Below are 20,289 nucleotides of genomic sequence, written 5' to 3'. Positions count from 1 at the left end.
AAGAGTACAATAATATTAAAGGGGGCGGCTTCCGCTCCTTAGTAAAAGTTCTGAGATGATCGGAACGGGGGCCACAAATTTTACTATATGAACGTTAGAAATATCTTTACCGCTGTTCTTTTTTTTGTTACGGTGTTAGTTGCACAAAGTGCTTATTCACAGACTAATTACGCTGATGTTAAGGTTGATGAGTTATCGGATGCGCAGATTAGGCAAATGATTCAGCGAGCGGAATCCGTGGGCTATAGTGAAGCTCAGATAGAGCAAATGGCTACTGCTCAGGGTATGAAGCCGGCTGAGGCGCAAAAGCTAAAAGCCAGGGTGGATAAATTAAAAGGGGCTTCTGGCACGACTGTGACAGATCAATCCACTGATAGACAGGCTGATGTTAATACCAGCAAAATAACTAAAAATAATAGTGTACCTACCACTAAGACTACCAAGATAGATTTGGATGCTGGACCGAAAATATTTGGTGGAGAGCTGTTTTCTAATAGCAGTATTTCTTTTGAGCCTAATTTAAGAATGGCCACCCCAAAAAACTATGTAATTGGTCCTGATGATGAATTGTTAATTGATTTGAGTGGAGACAATGAGGCGAGTTATAAGTTAAAGGTAAATCCGGAGGGAGTTATTACCTTACAATATGTAGGCCCTGTTGCTGTTGGGGGCTTATCAATTGAGCAAGCAAGTTCAAAAATTAGAGCTAAAATGGCTGCAACCTATCCAGCTCTGAGAAGTGGAAGAACTAATCTTTCACTTAACCTTGGGAATATAAGAAGCATTAAAATCACCTTATTAGGTGAGGTCGTTAAACCAGGTTCTTATACACTATCTTCCTTGTCTACGGTATTCAATGCTTTAAATGCATCTGGAGGACCCAATATAAATGGTTCCTTTCGTCAGATACAGGTAATTAGGGGTAATAAGGTAGTTTCTACTATTGATGTTTACGACTTCTTACTAAATGGGATTCAGAAAAACAACATCAGACTACAAGATCAGGATGTCATTAATATTCCTGTTTATCAAAGTCGCGTAGAAATGTCAGGAGAAGTAAAACGCCCTGCGCTTTTTGAGGTGCTGAGCAATGAAAGCCTGGAAGATGTAATCAGGTTTGCAGGCGGTTTCTCTGATAAAGCCTATACTGCGCAGATCAAAGTATTACAAAACACTAATAAGGAACGTAAGATTACTGATGTAAGGGCAGAACAGTTTGCTACTTATGGCCCATTAAATGGGGATAAATATATTGTGGAAGGTATACTTGATCGTTTCGAAAACAGAGTGGAGATTGCAGGTGCGGTATTCCGTCCTGGCCAATTTGAATTGGATAGAGGATTAACCTTAAAAGGATTAATTGCTAAAGCAGATGGAATTACTGAAGATGCATTTCTAAATAGGGGCTACATTTCAAGATTAAACCCTGATAACAGTCTTTCTTTAATATCTTTTGATCTAGGTAAATTATTGAATGGTACTGAAGCTGATGTCCCATTGTTCAGGGAGGATAAAATTACCATTTCATCAATTTTTGCTTTACGGGATGAGTATAAAGTGACTATCCAAGGTGAAGTAAGAGCTCCTGGAATATTTGATTATGCAGATAATATGAAGCTAGAAGATGTGATTCAAATGGCAGGGGGATTTAAAGAAGGTGCTACTCCAAATCGTATTGAAATCTCCAGAAGAATTAAGAATAGTGATGCAATGTCTGCTTCAGCATTAACAGCTGAAGTGTTTAATGTTAGCGTTGATCCAAATCTTAAGATTGTAGACACCGATTTTGTCTTAAAACCATTTGATGTCGTTTCCATTCGTAGTGCAGAAGGGTATCAGGTGCAGAAGCAAGTGAAATTAGAGGGAGAAGTATTGTACCCTGGAACTTATACCATTATGCAGAAAAATGAAAGAATTTCGGATCTGATTAAGAGAGCTGGTGGATTAACGCAAACTGCTTATGCAGATGGAGCATCATTAAAAAGACCTGGTGCTGAGAAGGTCAAGCCTAATGATAAAAATGCGATTAATAATAAGGATGAGGATGATAAGAAATTTTTAAACTTGAAGCGTGCTCAGGAGGTTGGAACAAAGGATACAGTTAAAGCTGAGGTAGAACAGAAATTGATTCAATCGGACTTAGTTGGAATTGATCTTTTGCGAATTCTAAAAAAACCACAATCAAGATATGACTTAATTGTAGAGGATGGCGATGTTATACGTATACCAAGGCAATTACAGATTGTAAAAGTTACAGGTGAAGTATTGAATCCAAATGGCATTGTTTATTTACCAAGCAAAAACTTTAAGCAATATATTAACGGTGCAGGAGGTTATACTTCTAATGCTCATAAAAAAGGATCTTACATTAAATATGCTAATGGATCAGTAGAATCCGCGAGGAAGTTCTTATTCTTTAACAACTTTCCTAAAGTCAAGCCAGGAGCAGAAATTATGGTGCCTAAAAAAGCGGAGAGAGAACGCATGACAGCACAAAGCTGGATTGGCTTAGGAACTGCCATTGCTTCTATGGGAGCAATCATTGTAAGTTTATTGAGGTAAGTGACTTATTCTAAATAAGCTGTTTATTGATCGGATGAACCCTATAGTCTTATCTACTTTTCGAGACTATTATTTCTATCCTTGTAAGAATTAAGACCTGAATGTATCAGGGTAAGAATAACTAAATTATGACATCTTCAAGTCAAGCTGATAAGAATATTAAAACGGACGAGGTTTCTTTTGTGGAAATCATGGAGTCAATAAGTAATGTGTTTAAGTACCTGCGCTCTAAATGGGTTATTATAGTTCTCTTTTGTTTAATTGGCGGGGGAGTTGGCTTCATTTACAGTTACCTTAAAAAGCCTACCTATACAGCGATAACTACCTTTGTTTTGGAGGAAGAAAAATCAGGTGGAGGATTAGGATCTTTGGCAGGTTTAGCTTCTATTGCGGGGGTTGATTTAGCTGGTGGAGGTGGAGGTATTTTTCAGGGGGATAATATTCTTGAGTTGTACAAATCAAGAAAAATGATTGAAAAAACACTTTTAAGCCCTGCTCTTGATGGGTCTAATGAACTGTTAATTGACCGTTATGTGCTTTTTAGCGGTTTGAAGAAAAATTGGGAAAAGGATTCAAAACTTTCTAATTTTCATTTTTTTAGCGATATTAATAAAGAAGATAAAGGCATTCGCCGCCTACAGGATAGTGTAATAGGATTTATCGTTGATAACATAAATAAAAAAAATCTTATTGTAGATAAGCTAGATAAAAAACTGAATATAATAAAAGTTGATGTTACTGCGCCAGACGAGATCTTTGCTAAAAGGTTTAATGATCAAATGGTAGAAAATGTTAACGATTTTTATAAACAAACTAAAACCAAAAAATCATTAGATAATATTGCGATTTTACAGCGGAAAACAGATTCAGTTCGTGCGGTCATGAATGGCGAAATTTATCAGGCTGCTGTAGTAGCAGATGCCACTCCAAATCTTAATCCAACGAGGCAGGTACAAAGGTCTGCACCAGTTCAAAAAGCTCAATTTAGTGCAGAAACAAATAAAGCGGTTCTGAGCACTCTCATACAAAACTTAGAAATGTCTAAAATGGCTCTGTTGAAAGAGACACCTCTTGTACAAGTAATAGATACACCATTATACCCTTTGATTAAAACTTCGACGAACGGAGTTATATCGTGCTTAATTGGGGCAATTTTATTGGGTTTTTTGGCGATTATGTTTTTGTCAATTAAGAGGTTCTTAAAAAAGCAGATATAATGTTTATGATTAAGTCTATAGTTAAGTTCTTTTCAAAAGGCCATGAAAGGAGTCTCAATGTTAAGAAAAATATATTTAGCTCTTTACTTATAAAAGGGGGCAGTATTTTAATAAGCTTAATGCTCGTTCCTTTAACAATTAGCTTTGTTAATGAAACTCAATATGGTTTATGGCTTACACTAAGTTCAATAGTTGGGTGGTTTAATTTCTTTGATGTAGGCTTAGGTAATGGGCTAAAAACTAAATTAACAGAATCAATTTCAGAAAAGGATTTTTTGAAAGCTAAAAAATATGTTAGTACGACTTATGCAGCTTTAGCATTGATTAGTTTGGTACTGTTGATTGTATTTTTAATTGCTCAGCATTTTCTAGATTGGTCAAGAATTTTAAATGCACCAAGTGAGTATTCAGATGAATTGTGGTTGGTGGCTTTGGTTGTTTTTATATCCTTTAGTTTTCAATTTGTATTACAGTTGATAACTGTAATTGCGGTGTCAAATCAAAATACAGTAATCGGATCATTGATAAATTTTATTGGGAATTTAATATCATTTATAGCAATATTTTTCTTAACAAAAAGTTACTCTTCTGGGACCTTGTTACAATTATGTATTCCTATTTGCCTAAGTCCAATGCTAGTTTTAATGTTGTTTAGTGCGGTTTTATATAAGACAAAATATAAACTAATTGCACCCTCTTTTAAATATGTTGATTTTAGGTCTATAAATGAAATTTTAAGTCTTGGCTTGAAATTTTTCGTGATACAACTTGGCTTAATTTTGTATTATAATATTGATAACATGGTTATCACACAAGTTTTGGGACCTAAAGAAGTTACTCCATATAATATTGCCTATAAATATTTTGGTGTTATAACAATGATTTCTGCAATTGTGATGACTCCTCTTTGGGCTGCATATTCAGAAGCTAATACAAAGGGAGATTATGACTGGATAAGGAAGACAGTCAAGAATCTTAATTGGCTCTGTCTAGGTTTAGCTGTTCTTGCTGTTATTATGGCATTGATCTCTCCTTTAATCTATAAATTTTGGGTTGGTGAAAAGATTTACATTCCATTGAGTTTATCATTGGTATTAGCATTTTACACGGTTTGGAATACTTATAGAACAATTTACATTTACTATCTGAATGGAATAGGTGTAATTAAAATACAAGTTTATTTAGTTCTTATCTCAGGAATATTAAATATACCGTTGGCTATTTATCTGGCAAAACTATTTGGTGTAACAGGTGTCGTACTATCTACGACTATTTTATGTTTTTTCTGTGGCATAATTGAAATCATACAATATAAGAAGCTTATTAATAACAGTGCTACTGGATTATGGAAGAAATAGAGAGAAGTGAGTTTCCGGTTAAGGATATTCCTTTGTTAATGTTGACTGGCTGTATCAATCCAGCAGGTATGATTTTTACTGAATTGCAAAATCCAGATCTGAGATTAAACCAGTATGTTGAGGCAATAAACTTCTATTTGGAAAAGACTGAAGGTAAAGTTTTGTTTGTTGAAAATTCAGGATTTGACATTAGTAATCATTTTGATGTAAGTACTAAGGGTAGGCTAGAAGTTTTAACTTTTGATGGGAATAATTATGATAAAGTCCTAGGTAAGGGATATGGGGAGATGCTTATAATTAAATATGCTATTGATAACTCCATATTCGTAAATAGTAGTAAGTCGATTTGTAAGATTACAGGCAGATATAAAATTTTAAATGTATCTAATTTGCTAAAGAATTATATTAATTCGGAATCAAATTTAATGGTCCAATTGTGTGGTAAAATGAAATACTCAGACTCTAGATTCTTTATCGCTGACAGATCATTTTATGAGGATTTTTTAATTAATTCTTTAGAGCTTATTAATGATACTAAAGGTGTTTATTTTGAGCACGTTTTAAGTAAAGCAGTTTTGCGAGCAATTATTTCAGGATACTTTTATTTACCTTTTAAGTTTCACTTACGGATTTCTGGTAGGTCAGGAACTGATAATAAAAACTACAATGATTCACTCTTTTATTGGTTTCCGAGGAATATCATTCAAATGTTAAAGTTTAAGTTGTTTTGTAAGGATTTTTAATATATTTAAGATGAATGGATTAGATGTGAATATTTTAGTTTCAATAGTAACTATTGTTTATAATGACTCTGAAAATTTAGAAGCTACAATAAAAAGTGTCCAACAGCAGACATATAAAAATATAGAATACATAATTATTGATGGGGGGTCTACAGACAACTCTATTAATATTATAAAAAATCATGAAACGAATATCTCATATTGGGTTAGTGAGAAGGACAAGGGGATAAGCGATGCATTTAACAAAGGAGTATTGAGAGCCAAAGGCGAGCTAATAGGTCTAATTAACTCGGGTGATTCTTATGAACCAAATGCAGTGGAATTAATGGTTAATTTTTATCGAGATAACTGTTTAAAAGGTAATGATTATATTGTTCTACATGGTGATATTAAAATGTTTAATGAGAATGGACACAAGGTGTATAAACCATTGAATCTTCAAAGTTTTGATAGGCAAATGCCAATCTGGCATCCAACAGTTTTTGCAAGCCATCAGGTCTATGAAGACTTTTTATATAATTTGGATTATAGGATTGCTATGGATTACGAGCTTTTTAGTAGAGTTTATGGAGCAGGGGGACAGTTTAAATATGTTAATAGTGTGATTTCTAACATGAATGTTGGTGGAATAAGTAACATGCATGCTAGTAAGGGATTTAGAGAGGTTATGATAGCTTCTAGAAATAATCTTAATGTTTCTGTATTTAAGAGCTATTTTTCATATCAATATAGATGTGTATTGAATATGATGGTTTCTTTTTATAGAAAATATGTTTAGTTATATATTCTACATATTTTACTTTTTACTGTGCTTGTCATCTTTATATTTTGTTAGTAAATATAAGGTAGGACTACTTTTTCCATTAATATTCAGTAGTCAGTTTAATGTTACCTCTTTTATTAAAATCGGAGTAACTGTATCTTTTTTTGAGTTAAATTTATTAATCGTAACAGCATTTATCCTATTTACTCAGGTTATTCGTGGAGACGATATCTTAAAGAAAATCTATTATAAGCCTCAAGACAAGATTTGGTTGCTTTTTTTAGGTTGTTGCTTTTTGTCAATTCTTGTTACTATAATAAGAGTTATATTCAATAATTTAATTCCCGACCCTTACACTGAGCCTGTCTTTTATTTGAGGAGCTTAATGTCATTAAATAAATTCTTTTTTTATCTCCCTTGTTTTTATATAATCAGGTCATATCTTGAGTATTACTATCCTTTAGATGTGATTAAAAATAGCTTTCTTAAAGCGATGGCATTTTCTGGCGTATTACCAGTTATAGCAGTGTTAATTCAATCTCTTGGTTTGGGTTTTTTATTAATACACAATAATCCCTCATTTTCGGAAACCTTTAGGTTAGAAAACTATATTAATGCTAGGCCCGTGGGTTTAACTAATGAGGCATCCTTCTTTGTTTATCAGCTATTTTTTTCAACTCTAGCACTGTATTATGCTTGGAAAAGAAAGATAGTTAGTAGTAAACTATATTACATATTAATTGCCCTATATATTTATGGTGTTATTGTTTCAATATCAAGAACAGGTTTGTTGATTTTTGCTTTGTTCTTCTTAATTGTTTGGTTAAGGGAAAGTAAGATTTTGACAGTAAAAGGATTTCTAAAAGTTTTAGCTTACTTGCCATTTATTTTGATTGGGTTACTTTTTCTGGGTTCATTTAACATTGGTGGTTTTAACCTCACAGAAAGACTTTTAAGCTCCTTTAATCAAGGAGCAGATTTATCAACATTGGAAAGATATGGAAGTGCAGAAGCATTGTTTAAACTGATTCTGGACAAGGGATTGATACTTGGGGTTGGGATTTATAATTTTCAATACTATATAAAGGATTATTTACCAGATTACATGGATATATTCTATTATCCTAAAGGTGTTGCACCTGCATCTTTTAATTTCATATTTCAGCTCTTTGTAGAATTTGGCGTTATTCTTGCGGTTTTTTTCTTTTATAAATCTAGGAGGTATATTTTTAATGTACAAAATGATAGGTTCTATAAAGATTGGTTTCTGTTTCTTTTCATCTTTTCATTTTCCTTCCAAACTCTGAATTTCGCTATTCCATTTCTAATATTTTTCTATCCTTCAAAAGTTACCATATGAAAATTTTATATGTATTAGATAAACCAAATTTATATGGTAGTGAGCGGCATGTGCTGGGTTTAATTCAAGGTTTAAAGAATGATTATGATATTTCGCTTTTAGCTTTTAGCTCTGGCCCTCTTTTGAAGATACTTAGTGAACAGAATATACCCTATAATGTTATTGATTTAAAATGGTATCCGACATCTGGGCTTTTAACTTTGTTTAAGTTTCTGAAATCAAATAATTATGACTTAATACATGCGCATCAACCTAAGGCAGCATTCTGGATGAGCATAATTGGGAAGATACTTGGAATAATGAGCATCATAACCATACACTCGCTCCCAAGTAGTAATATTCAATCCTATAAGAATTTTTTCACCAAAATATTTGTTGGGACATTTCATTATTCAGTAAAATATATTTCAGAGTTTTTTGCAACTAAGATAATTTTTCTAAGCCATTATGGGTTGACTTCTTCAAATTTCAAGTCTAAATCAATAGTTATTCCTAATTGGGTTGAAACGGTGATTGCGGAAAGCACAATTGAAAATTCTTTTTGTGATCCAGTTCGGCTTATCTCTATAGGATCTGTCACCTATAATAAAGGTATGGATAGATTGATAGAGGCTTTGGGATTCATAAGGCATAAGAACTGGAATATCAAAATAGTTGGTGATTGTAAGGAAGATTTCAAAAAGGTACTGGTAGATAGAGCTGTTTATTTGGGGATAATTGACAGAATTGAATTTGTTGGTTATGTTGAAAATACGTCTAATTTGCTTTTGAACTCTGATGGCTTTGTTCTTCTGTCTAGGGGTGAAACATTTGGTTTAGTTTATATAGAAGCTATGAATTGTGGTCTTCCTGTGGTTGCATGGGACATTCCGGTAGCAGAAGAAATCATCCCTGCCAGTAATTTAATTTTAAAAAAAAATAGTGACTTAAATCTTATTTTTGATGTGTTCTATAAGTCACCTCAGCAATATCAGTCAATTTCTAAAGAAAATAGAGCATTCGTTAAGAATAATTTTTCTTGGGAAAATGTAAGTTTAAAGTATCGTCAATTATATGATTAAATTTTATTTTTTAATAGGTCTTGAATTAATATTCAGTCCTTTTTTATATCTATTTGAATGGTTAAAGAAGATAAATGGGAAATTTATTAAATCATCTCGCCAAAAGAGGGTTGATGGGACTCCCATTGGAAACGAAATATTGTTTGTTGTTCATGAGTGGGCAGGTTATCCTTTTACTCGAGAAAAGACGATAAAATATATAAATAAAACATTTGCTTGCGGTCTTAAATTTCATTTTGATCGCCTGTCCAATTATGATGGTAAATATAATCTAAGAAAAATTTTAACAATTTCAGATTGTAATGACGATTACGTCGCAAATCTAAAGAAACAAGATTTCTTTACCGAAGATTTTGAAATCTATCCTGTTTTGAATAAGGCAATGGACTTTTCTGGCTATTCTTTTGCTATTGATAAATTAGTGGATTCTAATAAAGAACAAATTGTCTTTTTGACAAATACTTCAGTAGATTCAATGGTTGTTCCTTTTATAGATCAATATGTTAATATTTTTAAATCGGATCCAAGTTTAGGCTTGTTAGGGATCTCTTATTCAACTAAAATTTATCAAACATTGATAAAAAATAATTTTCGCCCACACTTACAAAGTTTTTTTCTTGTTAGTCGGTCTAGTGTTTTAAAAGAACTAGTGAAATCAAATGGTGGATCTTTGCCAGGGTCTGAAGAAGACTACAAATTGTCTATTATTCGTTTTGGTGAAGTTCAAATCACTGAGCAAATCCAGAAACTTGGTTTTAAAGTTGCTGTAATTACTGAAGATAAAGAGTTGTATACATTGCCAGATTCTGGACCATTTTATAATGGTTTCTTTAATTGGAAGCTTCCCTTCAATGATTACAGATTAAGCGTTACCCATCCTAATAGGATAAATGAATTTAAAAAAAGTAGTTAATTTTCTTATTTATTGTTTAGTCATGTTTTTTAATATTCCAGTGTTAAATGGATCATTCATTCTTAGCGCAACATTGTTTGTCGTGTTTACCGGCACAACTTTCGCTAGTTCTATTTTTCACAAAGACGTTTCTGGCCTTAATGGTAATTATTTGAATGTAAATATGTTTGGAGCGAAGGGAGATGGAGTCACTGATGATACCAATGCATTGCAAAAAGCACTAAATAATGGAAAGGGTAGAACTATTTTTTTTCCAAAGGGCAATTATATAATAACTAGTAGCTTAAATGTTCTTTCGGATACCGAACTCCTTGGTGAGGGCGACGTTGGAGGGATTTCTGGATCTGCTATACTTCCTAAAGGGAAATTAAAAGGTGATGCTATTTTCACCTCTAATGTTAATACCCTTTCAAATGTTATATTTCGTAATATACGCACATTAAAATCTAAGTATGGATTTTCTATGAATGTAAAAGGTGGTTACCTGACAAAAGTGAAGTGGTATAATTGTGTCTTTCAGGAGCATGAAGTTTGTATTAATGTCGAGGGATCTGATAAAGAAGGAATGTATGCAAATATGATTCGTGATAGCTACTTTATAAATTCAAAAATTGGAATTTATTGTCAAGGTCCTTTTAATATTAATATTATTCAGGGATGTGGCTTTGAAAACATGAAAAATGGGTATTTAAAATTAGGTGAAAAGAGTTCTTCAAATATTTCAAATTCATTTATCGAAAATAGATGTGAAAGTGTCTCAGATTTTAAAGGGGTTAGTCTTGATTTAACCTCGGCTACATTCGGATTTTATGTAAATAGGAATTTTTTCGAAAATTCTTTTAGAACTATTCTAAGGACAAACGGAGCTTCTAATGTTGATTTTTCAAATAATACTTTTACAAGTAATGATCCTCATTTTTATGGAGTCATTATGGTTAATGGTGGAAGTGCAATAATTACAAATAATATTTCAATGACAGGTTTTATATTGAACATTTCGGATATGGGTTATTGTGATTTAGTATCGGGTAACGGTTTTTTAAACTTTTCAGAGTCTGTAAAGAGAAAGAATCTGGGCATTGTAAATAATAAGTATAACTTGAATTTTAATACTCAATAAGATTGAAAATATGGATATAACGTGTTGTATAGTTCTTTATAAAAATGATCGGAAAGTCTTGTCAGATGCTATAAATAGTTTTTTAAAAACAAGTTTAATGGTGAAATTATATCTAATTGATAACTCACCTACGAATGTCTTAATGGATATTTGCGAAGATATCAGAGTAGAGTATTTACATAATCCCTCTAATCCAGGCTTCGGTGCAGCGCATAATATTGCAATCGAGAATGCAATTAAGAATAATTCAAAATATCACATAGTATTAAATCCTGACATATACTTTTCAGAAGGGAATTTGGAAAAGCTATTTTCTTTTATGGAGGATAATCTGGATGTGGGACATGTTATGCCAAAGGTATTGTATCCGGATGGTTCGATTCAATACTTATGTAAAACAAATCCCACACCATTTGATTTGTTTGCGAGAAGATTTTTGCCGGGCTTTATAAAAAGTAGGTTCAAGAAAAGAATGGATCGTTATGAATTTAGGGATAAGGATTATAGTCAGATAATATATAATGTACCATATTTATCTGGATGCTTTATGTTTTTAAGAACTGAAACTTTAAAAAAGGTTGGCAAATTTGATGATAGGATATTTATGTATATCGAAGATGCAGATCTAACGAGGCGGTTTTTAGAAGTTTCAAAAACCGCTTTTTTCCCTGAATCAATTGTTTATCATCATTTTGCTAAAGGATCTCATACGAATTGGAAATTAACTTGGTACTCTATTCATGGAGCAATAATCTATTTTAATAAGTGGGGCTGGGTTTAGAGTAATATTATATGAAAATTTTAATTACAGGAGCTTCAGGGTTCTTAGGAAGCATCATATTTCATCAGTTACAGAGGTTTGAGCTTATTAGTTTGGGACGTTCAATAAATTCGGATATTCAGTGCGATTTATCAAGTGATGTACCTAAATTACCTCGTGTAGATATTCTTGTTCATGCGGCAGGGAAAGCTCATTTTGTGCCTAGAAATAGTTCCGATGAGTTTGATTTTTATAATGTAAATGTTAGAGGTACTCTAAACCTTCTAAAAGGCTTAGAGCTTTCAAATGCTATCCCAAAATCATTTGTTTTTATTAGTTCAGTGGCTGTTTACGGTTTAGTTGAAGGAATTAATATTTCTGAAAACATGCCATTACAAGCAATTGATCCTTATGGGAAAAGTAAGATAGAAGTTGAGAAATTAATCCTGAATTGGTGCACTGTGAATAATGTTATGTGTTCAATTTTACGCCTACCTTTACTAGCTGGACCCAATCCTCCAGGAAATCTAGGTGCAATGATAAAGGGAATTAAAAAAGGATATTACTTTAATGTTGGAAATGGAAATGCTAATAAAAGTGTTGTAATGGCTCAGGACGTTGCAGACATTATTCCTAAGGTTTCTAGCGTTGGTGGCATTTATAATTTGACTGATGGTCTAGATATTACCTTCAAAGAATTATCTGAAAGTTTATCAATTCAATTAGGTAAGGGGAGCAGGGTATTCAATATCCCTGTTTGGTTAGCCAAAATTATTGCATACTCAGGTGATTTAATTGGAGAAAAGGCGCCTTTGAACTCACAGAAGTTGAAAAAAATAATGTCAAACTTGACTTTTGATGCTACAAAAGCAAAAGATCAGATTGGTTGGAATCCTAATTCTGTTCTAGAATATTTTAAAATTTAACATTCAAAAATTCTATATAAAAGAAATGAAAATAGCACTTATAACGGGTATAACAGGTCAGGATGGAGCATATCTCGCTGATTTATTGTTGAAAAAAGGATATGAAGTACATGGTGTTAAACGACGTAGTTCATTATTTAATACCGATCGAATTGATCATCTGTATCAGGATCCGCATGATGCAAACGTACGGTTTAAATTACATTATGGAGATTTGAGTGATTCAACGAATTTAATTAGAATTGTTCAAGAGGTTCAACCAGATGAAATTTATAATCTTGGTGCTATGAGTCATGTGAAAGTGAGTTTTGACACACCTGAGTATACAGCCAATGCAGATGGTATTGGAACGCTCCGCTTGTTAGAAGCTCTACGTATTTTGGGTTTAGAAAAAAAAACTAGAATATATCAAGCTTCTACATCTGAACTATATGGATTAGTGCAAGCTGTTCCTCAGTCGGAGACGACACCTTTTTATCCTCGCTCGCCTTATGCGGTAGCAAAAATGTATGCTTATTGGATAACGGTGAACTATAGAGAGGCTTATGGAATGTTTGCCTGTAATGGTATTTTATTTAACCATGAAAGCCCACTTCGTGGGGAAACTTTTGTAACACGCAAAATAACTAGGGGAGTCTCGAAGATTGCATTAGGTTTACAAGATAAGGTCTATCTAGGGAATTTAGATGCAAGAAGAGATTGGGGACATGCTAAAGATTATGTAGAAGCTATGTGGTTGATTCTTCAGCAGGATACAGCCGAGGATTATGTTATTGCTACAGGAGTTACGACTACAGTTCGTGATTTTGTAAAGATGTCTTTTGCTGAAGTAGGAGTGGAAATTGAATTTAGAGGAGAAGGACCAGAAGAGAAAGGCTATATTAAATCATGTTCAAATGTAGATTTCAATATTGAAATTGGTAAAGAAGTTATCGCGGTTGACCCTGCATATTTTAGACCAACTGAAGTTGACTTGTTAATTGGAGATCCAACTAAATCAAAAACTAAATTAGGATGGACACCGAAATATGACCTACCTGCATTGGTGAAAGAAATGATGGAATCTGATTTGGATCATTTCCGTAAAGAATTGATGTTAAAGGCCGCTGGTTATAGTGTTAAGAATCAATTTGAATAATGGATTTAAATGATAAAATTTATATTGCAGGTCATCGTGGCATGGTTGGATCTGCAATTTTGCGTCAACTTAAATTGGAAGGGTTTCATAATATTATTGTTAGGACCTCCTCGGAGTTAGATTTACGGGATAGCAAAGCGGTTGCAGATTTTTTTATAGTAGAAAAACCTGACTATGTTTTTTTAGCTGCGGCTAAAGTTGGAGGTATCATCGCTAACAATACCTATAGGGCAGACTTTATATATGAAAACCTGATGATTCAAAATCATGTGATTCATCATTCGTATTTACATGGGGTCAAAAAATTAATGTTTTTAGGCTCTTCATGTATCTATCCTAAACTAGCACCTCAGCCACTCAAAGAAGAATATTTATTGACTGGTGAGTTAGAGCCGACTAATGAGCCTTATGCTGTTGCTAAGATTGCTGGTATTAAAATGTGTGATGCATATCGTGCACAGTATGGAAGTAATTTCATTTCTGTAATGCCAACAAATTTGTATGGACCGAATGATAATTATGATTTAAATAATTCACATGTTCTTCCAGCTATGTTGAGAAAGTTTATTACTGCAAGGCGAAATGGTGATAAGGCGGTTACAATATGGGGAACAGGTAGTCCAAAACGCGAATTCTTGCATGCCGATGATTTAGCTCAGGCCTGTATTTATTTGATGAATACTTATGACGAACCAGGTTTGGTGAATATTGGAGTAGGTGAAGATATTTCTATACTTGAATTGGCAATTTTAGTAAAAACAATTACAGCTTTCAAAGGAGAGATTTTAACAGATACGAGTAAACCTGATGGTACACCCAGAAAATTGATGGATGTGACTAAATTGAATGGTTTAGGATGGCGTGCTAAAATTTCCCTGGAAGAAGGAATCGCAAAAGTTTATAACGAAATAAAAGATTCAGATTGGAATTAGAAATAAATAAAAACAATTACGTTTTGATAATGGCTGGGGGAGTTGGTTCTCGATTCTGGCCAAAGAGCCGTAATCATTTTCCTAAGCAATTTATCGATATTTTGGGTGTTGGAAAATCACTGTTGCAACTGACTTATGACCGTTTTTTGAAAATTTGTCCAGCAGAAAACATTTATATTTTGACAAATGAACTATATCGGGATATAGTCAAAGACCAAATAGTGAATTTATCTGGTAATCAGATTTTACTTGAGCCAAGCCGTAATAATACTGCACCATGTATTGCTTATGCAAGTTACAAAATATTGCAAAGTAACCCTGATGCAAATATTGTTGTTGCACCTTCAGATCATTTGATATTAAAGGAACAGGAATTTTTGAATAATATTGAGAAAGCTTTAGATTTTACTGCTGCTAATAATGCGCTCTTAACTTTGGGTATTAATCCAACAAGACCAGATACGGGGTATGGCTATATCAACTTTAGAAAAGAGGATGAAAGTGGTGTGTATCCAGTATTACGTTTTATGGAAAAACCAGCCTTAGAAAAGGCCGAAGAATTTTTGAAAAGTGGTGGATATCTATGGAACGCCGGTATTTTCATTTGGTCGGCAAAATCTATTTCAAAAGCCTTTCAAAAGCATTCGCCCGAAATCCATGAATTGTTTACTCGTGGAAATTCTGCTTACAACACAGAGATGGAAATTCCATTTATAACGGAAAACTATTCCTCTTCTCCAAATATTTCGATTGACTATGCCATCCTAGAAAAAGCAGACAATGTTTTTACCATTCCGGCGGATATTGGCTGGTCTGATTTAGGTACATGGGCCTCACTGCATGCAGTGGCAGAAAAGGATTCAAATCAGAATGTTGTAAATTGTAAAGTGGTTAGTCTTGAAGCTACTGAAAATTGTATTATTCACCTCCCTGAAGGGAAGGCAGCAGTTATTAAAGGTCTTAATAATTTTATTGTGGTTGATGATGGTGAAGTTCTACTGATTTATCCTAAATCTGATGAACAAGAAATTAAGCAGGTTGCGGGAAGAATGGTGGAAAATTTTGGTCCGATTTATTCATAGTTGGACTGTATTTATTGAAAATCAATTTTTGAAAAAATATGTTAAATAAAATATTAATCACCGGAGGGGCCGGTTTCATAGGGTCGCATGTGGTAAGACGGTTTGTGAAAACCTATCCAGATTGTCAAATTGTAAATTTGGACAAGTTAACATATGCCGGTAATCTTTTGAATCTCAAAGATATTCAAGATGCTCCCAATTATAAATTTATAAAGGGTGATATAACTGACGCTGAGTTTATAAATGAATTATTTTTAGTGGAAAACCCTGATGCAGTCATTCATTTAGCGGCAGAATCGCACGTGGATAGGTCAATCAGCAATCCAATGGAGTTTGTGATGACCAATGTAATTGGCACAGTAAATTTGCTAAATGCGGTTCGTAAATCATGGGAAGGTAATTATGATAAGCATCGCTTTTATCATGTAAGTACAGATGAGGTCTACGGTGCCTTGGGCGAAACAGGAATGTTTACAGAAGAAACAAGTTATGATCCACATAGTCCTTATTCTGCTTCTAAAGCTAGCTCTGATCATTTTGTTCGTGCATATCATGATACTTATGGTTTAGATATTGTAATCTCAAACTGTTCCAATAATTACGGATCACACCATTTCCCAGAGAAATTAATACCACTTGCTATAAATAATATAAAAACTAACAAGCCGGTTCCTGTTTATGGAAAAGGAGAGAATGTTAGAGATTGGCTTTGGGTAGAAGATCATGCTCGCGCTATTGATACCATATTCCATAATGCTAAATCGGGTGATACTTATAATATTGGTGGACATAATGAATGGAAGAACATTGACTTGATTCATTTACTTTGCGATATCATGGACCGCAAGTTGAACCGAAGTTCAGGTGAATCAGCTAAACTGATTTCTTATGTAACCGATAGAGCAGGACATGATTTACGCTATGCAATTGATTCAACAAAATTGCAAACTGAACTTGGTTGGGTGCCATCGTTACAATTTGAAGAAGGTCTTGAAAAGACAGTGGATTGGTATTTGGAAAATGAATTATGGCTTGATAGTGTTACCTCGGGTAATTATCAGGAATACTATAAAAATCAATACAGCAATAAATAATAATGGAAATACAAGAAACAGGATTAAAGGGGTGCATGATTATCAAACCCAAGGTAATTGAAGATAGTAGAGGCTATTTTTTCGAAAGCTTTAACTCAGCGAGTTTTGAACGCCTTACAGGTATGTCTGGTGATTTTGTACAAGATAATCAATCTTTTTCTTCATTTGGAGTAATCAGGGGATTACATGCTCAGGAGGGAGATTACGCTCAAGCCAAATTGGTGCGCGTATTACAGGGTGAAGTTTTGGATGTAGCTGTTGATGCTAGACCAGAATCAGATACTTATGGACAGCACTTTGCGGTTCGTTTAAGCGCAAAAAACAAATTGCAGCTGTATGTTCCAAGAGGATTTTTGCATGGTTTTGCTGTATTAAGTGATACAGCTGAATTCTTTTATAAATGTGATAATTTTTATAATAAGGAATCCGAACAAGGCATTCATTTTGGGTGTCCAGAGTTAAATATAGATTGGTTAATAGAGGAAGATAAAAGGATTATTGCTGATAAAGACCTTTCTTTGCCGTTTTTTTCAAAAAGAACCGTATGAGCATAGATAATAAAATTCTGGTATTTGGTGGTATTGGCCAACTGGGAACCTGTTTAAAAAAAGTTAGTTTGGAACGAGGCTTGAGTTCATTAGTATATCTGGATGAAATTCAAGGAAATATCTTAGATCTTGATTTATTACATAAATTATTTCAGAATGAATCTCCTCGGTTTGTGATTAACTGCGCAGCTTATACAGCGGTAGATAAGGCTGAAGATGATTTCGAGCTTTGTAAAAAGATAAATCAAGTTGGTGCTGAAAACTTAGCTGGTCTTTGCGCTGAATATAATGCTACGCTTATCCATGTTTCGACAGACTTCGTTTTTGAAGGAAATCTGCCAAAGCTTTTAAATGAACAAGATATTGCGAATCCAATAAACGTTTATGGCAAAACTAAACTGGATGGGGAATTGGGAATTGCCAGAATTTTAGAAGCACATTATATCATAAGAACCAGTTGGTTGTATTCAGAATTTGCAAATAACTTTGTGAAAACCATGCGTAAGCTAGGAACTGACCGTGATGAACTTGGTGTTATCGTTGATCAGGTTGGAACACCAACTTATGCAATTGATTTAGCCGGTGTTATTCTTGATATTATAGCGATTGACAATAAAAAATATGGAACTTATCATTATAGTAATGAAGGAGTAACATCCTGGTATGATTTTGCTAAGGGTATTTTTGATCTTAGTAAGATTGAGGTTAAATTAAACCCGATTCCTGGATCAGCCTATCCAACTAAAGCGATAAGGCCAGCTTTCTCAGTAATGGATAAAACAAAAATTAAAACCACATTTGGTATTACTATCCCTTACTGGAGAGATAGCCTAATTAAATGTATTGAACAATTAGATAGACAATCATAATGAAAGGTATAATTTTAGCAGGAGGAAGTGGCACTAGGTTGCATCCTTTAACGTTAGTCATGAGCAAGCAGATGATGCCGGTTTATGATAAACCAATGATCTATTACCCGCTTTCTATTTTAATGTTAGCAGGAATCAATGAGATTTTGATTATCTCTACGCCTCATGATTTACCAAATTTTGAAAAGCTATTAGGAGACGGGACTAAGCTAGGTTGTAAATTTACTTACGCTGTACAGGAGACTCCTAATGGGTTGGCTCAGGCTTTTGTAATTGGAGAAGAGTTTATAGGTCAGGATAAGGTTGCCTTAGTACTCGGTGATAATATTTTTTATGGTGATGGGATGGCTAAATTATTACAGGCTAGTTCTGATCCAGTGGGTGGTGTGGTGTTTGCTTACCAGGTGGCTGATCCGGAACGTTATGGTGTCGTGGAATTTGACGATGACAAAAATGTGCTTTCAATAGAAGAGAAACCTGAACTGCCTAAATCTGATTTTGCAGTTCCAGGATTGTATTTCTACAACAATGATGTTGTTGAAATTGCTAAAAACATAAAACCTTCACCCCGTGGTGAATATGAGATTACGGATGTAAATAAAGAGTATTTAAGAAGAGGTATGTTAAAAGTCGGCGTCCTAAGCAGGGGAACAGCATGGCTGGATACAGGCACTTTCGCTTCTTTGATGCAGGCCGGACAGTTTGTTCAGGTGATCGAAGAACGTCAGGGCTTAAAAATTGGATGTATAGAGGAAATTGCTTATCGCATGGGATTTATTACCGCCGAAGAGTTGAAGACCATTGCAACTCCATTATTGAAAAGTGGGTATGGTAGTTATTTATTGAAGCAAATCAAGTAATGCTCTATTTGATATTAATTCCGGTTTTTTTTATAGGAATGCTCTTGTATTTCAAGATTGCAGACCATTTTAACATTATTGATCATCCGAATGAGCGTAGTTCTCATTCGGAGGTTACCATTCGTGGAGGTGGAATCATTTACCTTTTCGCGGCCTTGATAGCATTAGTCCTACATGCGGAATTCTGGATGCCAATCCTGGGCTTATTCATTATAGGCATCATCAGTTTTGTAGATGATCGGATTACCTTGTCTGGCAAGGTTAGGATTGTTTTCCACCTGGTCGCAGTGACACTACTTTTTCTTTCTTTAGGGATTTTTCAATTGTTACCCTTCTGGGCTAGTATTCTGCTTTACATTCTGGTGATAGGTGTAATCAATGCCTATAACTTCATGGATGGGATTAATGGGATTACAGGCGCCTATAGCATTGTAGTGCTCAGCGGATTACAATATGTAAACTACCAAGTGATTAACTTCATCCAGCCTGATTTGATCTGGTTGCCGATTTTAGCTTCTTTGGTTTTCTTATTTTTCAATTTCAGAAAGCGGGCAAAGTGTTTTGCCGGAGATGTAGGAAGTGTAACTATTGCTTTTTGGATTATTTTCCTGGTATTGAAACTGATAATGGTGTCTGAAAACTATGCTTATGTATTATTTTTAGCAGTCTATGGAGTAGATACTGTCTTGACAATTATACACCGTTTAAAGTTAAAGCACAATATTTTCGATGCACACCGCCTGCATTTTTACCAGATTTTAGCCAATGAACAAAAATGGCCGCATTTATTGGTCTCTACGGTCTATGCAGTGTTGCAATTGGGCATTATTGTTGCTGTGCTGTATTTGCCCTGGGATTTTTTACCAGTATTTTTAGTGACTACAATACCTCTGGTCTTGATCTATTGTTTGATTAAACCCCGAATAGTTGTAGTAACAGAAATGTAATTTATACCTGAGATTAAGTATTACTTTATGGTTTAT

General features: G+C 34.0%; 19 protein-coding genes. All 19 read left to right on the top strand.

The window, feature by feature from the left end:
• The first annotated feature begins 87 nt into the window (after positions 1 to 87).
• The 19 genes from H9X96_RS10385 to H9X96_RS10295 all read left to right on the top strand — a co-directional run bounded on the left by H9X96_RS10385 (position 88) and on the right by H9X96_RS10295 (position 20,253).
• Positions 88 to 2,562 carry an SLBB domain-containing protein gene (locus tag H9X96_RS10385; protein ID WP_187666203.1) on the top strand — a complete coding sequence of 825 codons (2,475 nt, stop codon included), beginning with the start codon at positions 88 to 90 and terminating at the stop codon, positions 2,560 to 2,562.
• 128 nt (positions 2,563 to 2,690) lie between these two features.
• The gene (locus H9X96_RS10380) at positions 2,691 to 3,779 is read left to right on the top strand and encodes a Wzz/FepE/Etk N-terminal domain-containing protein (RefSeq protein WP_187666202.1); all 1,089 of its coding nucleotides are present in this window, start codon (positions 2,691 to 2,693) and stop codon (positions 3,777 to 3,779) included.
• Positions 3,779 to 5,137, top strand: coding sequence for a lipopolysaccharide biosynthesis protein (locus H9X96_RS10375; protein WP_187666201.1), 1,359 nt, complete (start codon positions 3,779 to 3,781; stop codon positions 5,135 to 5,137). The genes H9X96_RS10380 and H9X96_RS10375 overlap by 1 nt, the downstream gene beginning before the upstream one ends.
• Positions 5,125 to 5,880 (top strand): hypothetical protein, encoded by a 756-nt coding sequence (locus H9X96_RS10370; protein ID WP_187666200.1) that lies wholly within the window; start codon positions 5,125 to 5,127, stop codon positions 5,878 to 5,880. The genes H9X96_RS10375 and H9X96_RS10370 overlap by 13 nt, the downstream gene beginning before the upstream one ends.
• Positions 5,881 to 5,890: 10 nt before the next feature.
• Complete coding sequence (locus tag H9X96_RS10365; RefSeq protein WP_187666199.1) at positions 5,891 to 6,658, top strand: glycosyltransferase family 2 protein; 768 nt, start codon at positions 5,891 to 5,893, stop codon at positions 6,656 to 6,658.
• Positions 6,659 to 7,136: 478 nt separating this feature from the next.
• Positions 7,137 to 8,003: an O-antigen ligase gene (locus H9X96_RS10360; RefSeq protein ID WP_187666198.1), complete on the top strand. Its 867-nt coding sequence runs from the start codon at positions 7,137 to 7,139 to the stop codon at positions 8,001 to 8,003.
• Positions 8,000 to 9,064 (top strand): glycosyltransferase family 4 protein, encoded by a 1,065-nt coding sequence (locus H9X96_RS10355; RefSeq protein ID WP_187666197.1) that lies wholly within the window; start codon positions 8,000 to 8,002, stop codon positions 9,062 to 9,064. The genes H9X96_RS10360 and H9X96_RS10355 overlap by 4 nt, the downstream gene beginning before the upstream one ends.
• Positions 9,057 to 9,977: a hypothetical protein gene (locus H9X96_RS10350; protein WP_187666196.1), complete on the top strand. Its 921-nt coding sequence runs from the start codon at positions 9,057 to 9,059 to the stop codon at positions 9,975 to 9,977. Before H9X96_RS10355 ends, H9X96_RS10350 begins: the two co-directional genes overlap by 8 nt.
• The gene (locus tag H9X96_RS10345) at positions 9,955 to 11,097 is read left to right on the top strand and encodes a glycosyl hydrolase family 28-related protein (RefSeq protein ID WP_187666195.1); all 1,143 of its coding nucleotides are present in this window, start codon (positions 9,955 to 9,957) and stop codon (positions 11,095 to 11,097) included. Before H9X96_RS10350 ends, H9X96_RS10345 begins: the two co-directional genes overlap by 23 nt.
• Positions 11,098 to 11,107: 10 nt before the next feature.
• Positions 11,108 to 11,878, top strand: a complete 771-nt coding sequence (locus tag H9X96_RS10340) for a glycosyltransferase (RefSeq protein ID WP_187666194.1) — start codon at positions 11,108 to 11,110, stop codon at positions 11,876 to 11,878.
• Between the two features lie 11 nt (positions 11,879 to 11,889).
• Positions 11,890 to 12,783 (top strand): NAD-dependent epimerase/dehydratase family protein, encoded by an 894-nt coding sequence (locus tag H9X96_RS10335; RefSeq protein WP_187666193.1) that lies wholly within the window; start codon positions 11,890 to 11,892, stop codon positions 12,781 to 12,783.
• A 25-nt stretch (positions 12,784 to 12,808) separates the two neighbouring features.
• Positions 12,809 to 13,921: a GDP-mannose 4,6-dehydratase gene (gene gmd, locus H9X96_RS10330; RefSeq protein ID WP_187666192.1), complete on the top strand. Its 1,113-nt coding sequence runs from the start codon at positions 12,809 to 12,811 to the stop codon at positions 13,919 to 13,921.
• A complete protein-coding gene (locus tag H9X96_RS10325; protein WP_187666191.1) occupies positions 13,921 to 14,853 on the top strand; it encodes a GDP-L-fucose synthase in 933 nt (310 codons plus the stop codon). Before gmd ends, H9X96_RS10325 begins: the two co-directional genes overlap by 1 nt.
• Entirely contained in the window at positions 14,844 to 15,935 is a 1,092-nt protein-coding gene (locus tag H9X96_RS10320; protein WP_370576731.1) for a mannose-1-phosphate guanylyltransferase, read from the top strand. The genes H9X96_RS10325 and H9X96_RS10320 overlap by 10 nt, the downstream gene beginning before the upstream one ends.
• A 38-nt stretch (positions 15,936 to 15,973) precedes the next feature.
• A complete protein-coding gene (gene rfbB, locus H9X96_RS10315) occupies positions 15,974 to 17,029 on the top strand; it encodes a dTDP-glucose 4,6-dehydratase (RefSeq protein WP_187666190.1) in 1,056 nt (351 codons plus the stop codon).
• 2 nt (positions 17,030 to 17,031) lie between these two features.
• The gene (gene rfbC / locus H9X96_RS10310; protein WP_187666189.1) at positions 17,032 to 17,577 is read left to right on the top strand and encodes a dTDP-4-dehydrorhamnose 3,5-epimerase; all 546 of its coding nucleotides are present in this window, start codon (positions 17,032 to 17,034) and stop codon (positions 17,575 to 17,577) included.
• Positions 17,574 to 18,446 (top strand): dTDP-4-dehydrorhamnose reductase, encoded by an 873-nt coding sequence (gene rfbD, locus H9X96_RS10305; RefSeq protein WP_187666188.1) that lies wholly within the window; start codon positions 17,574 to 17,576, stop codon positions 18,444 to 18,446. Before rfbC ends, rfbD begins: the two co-directional genes overlap by 4 nt.
• Positions 18,446 to 19,306, top strand: a complete 861-nt coding sequence (gene rfbA, locus H9X96_RS10300) for a glucose-1-phosphate thymidylyltransferase RfbA (RefSeq protein ID WP_187666187.1) — start codon at positions 18,446 to 18,448, stop codon at positions 19,304 to 19,306. Before rfbD ends, rfbA begins: the two co-directional genes overlap by 1 nt.
• A gap of 38 nt (positions 19,307 to 19,344) precedes the next feature.
• Positions 19,345 to 20,253 (top strand): glycosyltransferase family 4 protein, encoded by a 909-nt coding sequence (locus H9X96_RS10295; protein ID WP_255431079.1) that lies wholly within the window; start codon positions 19,345 to 19,347, stop codon positions 20,251 to 20,253.
• Positions 20,254 to 20,289 lie beyond the last annotated feature (36 nt).

It is taken from the genome of Pedobacter sp. N36a (genome assembly GCF_014472395.1).
Lineage (GTDB): Bacteria > Bacteroidota > Bacteroidia > Sphingobacteriales > Sphingobacteriaceae > Pedobacter.
This window is presented reverse-complemented; position numbering and strand designations above follow the sequence as displayed.

What these genes read in the sequence shown, in the direction of transcription:
- H9X96_RS10385 (WP_187666203.1), top strand. Translation starts at nt 88, where the DNA reads ATGAACGTTAGAAATATCTTTACCGCTGTTCTTTTTTTTGTTACGGTG.
- H9X96_RS10380 (WP_187666202.1), top strand. Translation starts at nt 2,691, where the DNA reads ATGACATCTTCAAGTCAAGCTGATAAGAATATTAAAACGGACGAGGTT.
- H9X96_RS10375 (WP_187666201.1), top strand. Translation starts at nt 3,779, where the DNA reads ATGTTTATGATTAAGTCTATAGTTAAGTTCTTTTCAAAAGGCCATGAA.
- H9X96_RS10370 (WP_187666200.1), top strand. Translation starts at nt 5,125, where the DNA reads ATGGAAGAAATAGAGAGAAGTGAGTTTCCGGTTAAGGATATTCCTTTG.
- H9X96_RS10365 (WP_187666199.1), top strand. Translation starts at nt 5,891, where the DNA reads ATGAATGGATTAGATGTGAATATTTTAGTTTCAATAGTAACTATTGTT.
- H9X96_RS10360 (WP_187666198.1), top strand. Translation starts at nt 7,137, where the DNA reads ATGGCATTTTCTGGCGTATTACCAGTTATAGCAGTGTTAATTCAATCT.
- H9X96_RS10355 (WP_187666197.1), top strand. Translation starts at nt 8,000, where the DNA reads ATGAAAATTTTATATGTATTAGATAAACCAAATTTATATGGTAGTGAG.
- H9X96_RS10350 (WP_187666196.1), top strand. Translation starts at nt 9,057, where the DNA reads ATGATTAAATTTTATTTTTTAATAGGTCTTGAATTAATATTCAGTCCT.
- H9X96_RS10345 (WP_187666195.1), top strand. Translation starts at nt 9,955, where the DNA reads ATGAATTTAAAAAAAGTAGTTAATTTTCTTATTTATTGTTTAGTCATG.
- H9X96_RS10340 (WP_187666194.1), top strand. Translation starts at nt 11,108, where the DNA reads ATGGATATAACGTGTTGTATAGTTCTTTATAAAAATGATCGGAAAGTC.
- H9X96_RS10335 (WP_187666193.1), top strand. Translation starts at nt 11,890, where the DNA reads ATGAAAATTTTAATTACAGGAGCTTCAGGGTTCTTAGGAAGCATCATA.
- gmd (WP_187666192.1), top strand. Translation starts at nt 12,809, where the DNA reads ATGAAAATAGCACTTATAACGGGTATAACAGGTCAGGATGGAGCATAT.
- H9X96_RS10325 (WP_187666191.1), top strand. Translation starts at nt 13,921, where the DNA reads ATGGATTTAAATGATAAAATTTATATTGCAGGTCATCGTGGCATGGTT.
- rfbB (WP_187666190.1), top strand. Translation starts at nt 15,974, where the DNA reads ATGTTAAATAAAATATTAATCACCGGAGGGGCCGGTTTCATAGGGTCG.
- rfbC (WP_187666189.1), top strand. Translation starts at nt 17,032, where the DNA reads ATGGAAATACAAGAAACAGGATTAAAGGGGTGCATGATTATCAAACCC.
- rfbD (WP_187666188.1), top strand. Translation starts at nt 17,574, where the DNA reads ATGAGCATAGATAATAAAATTCTGGTATTTGGTGGTATTGGCCAACTG.
- rfbA (WP_187666187.1), top strand. Translation starts at nt 18,446, where the DNA reads ATGAAAGGTATAATTTTAGCAGGAGGAAGTGGCACTAGGTTGCATCCT.
- H9X96_RS10295 (WP_255431079.1), top strand. Translation starts at nt 19,345, where the DNA reads ATGCTCTTGTATTTCAAGATTGCAGACCATTTTAACATTATTGATCAT.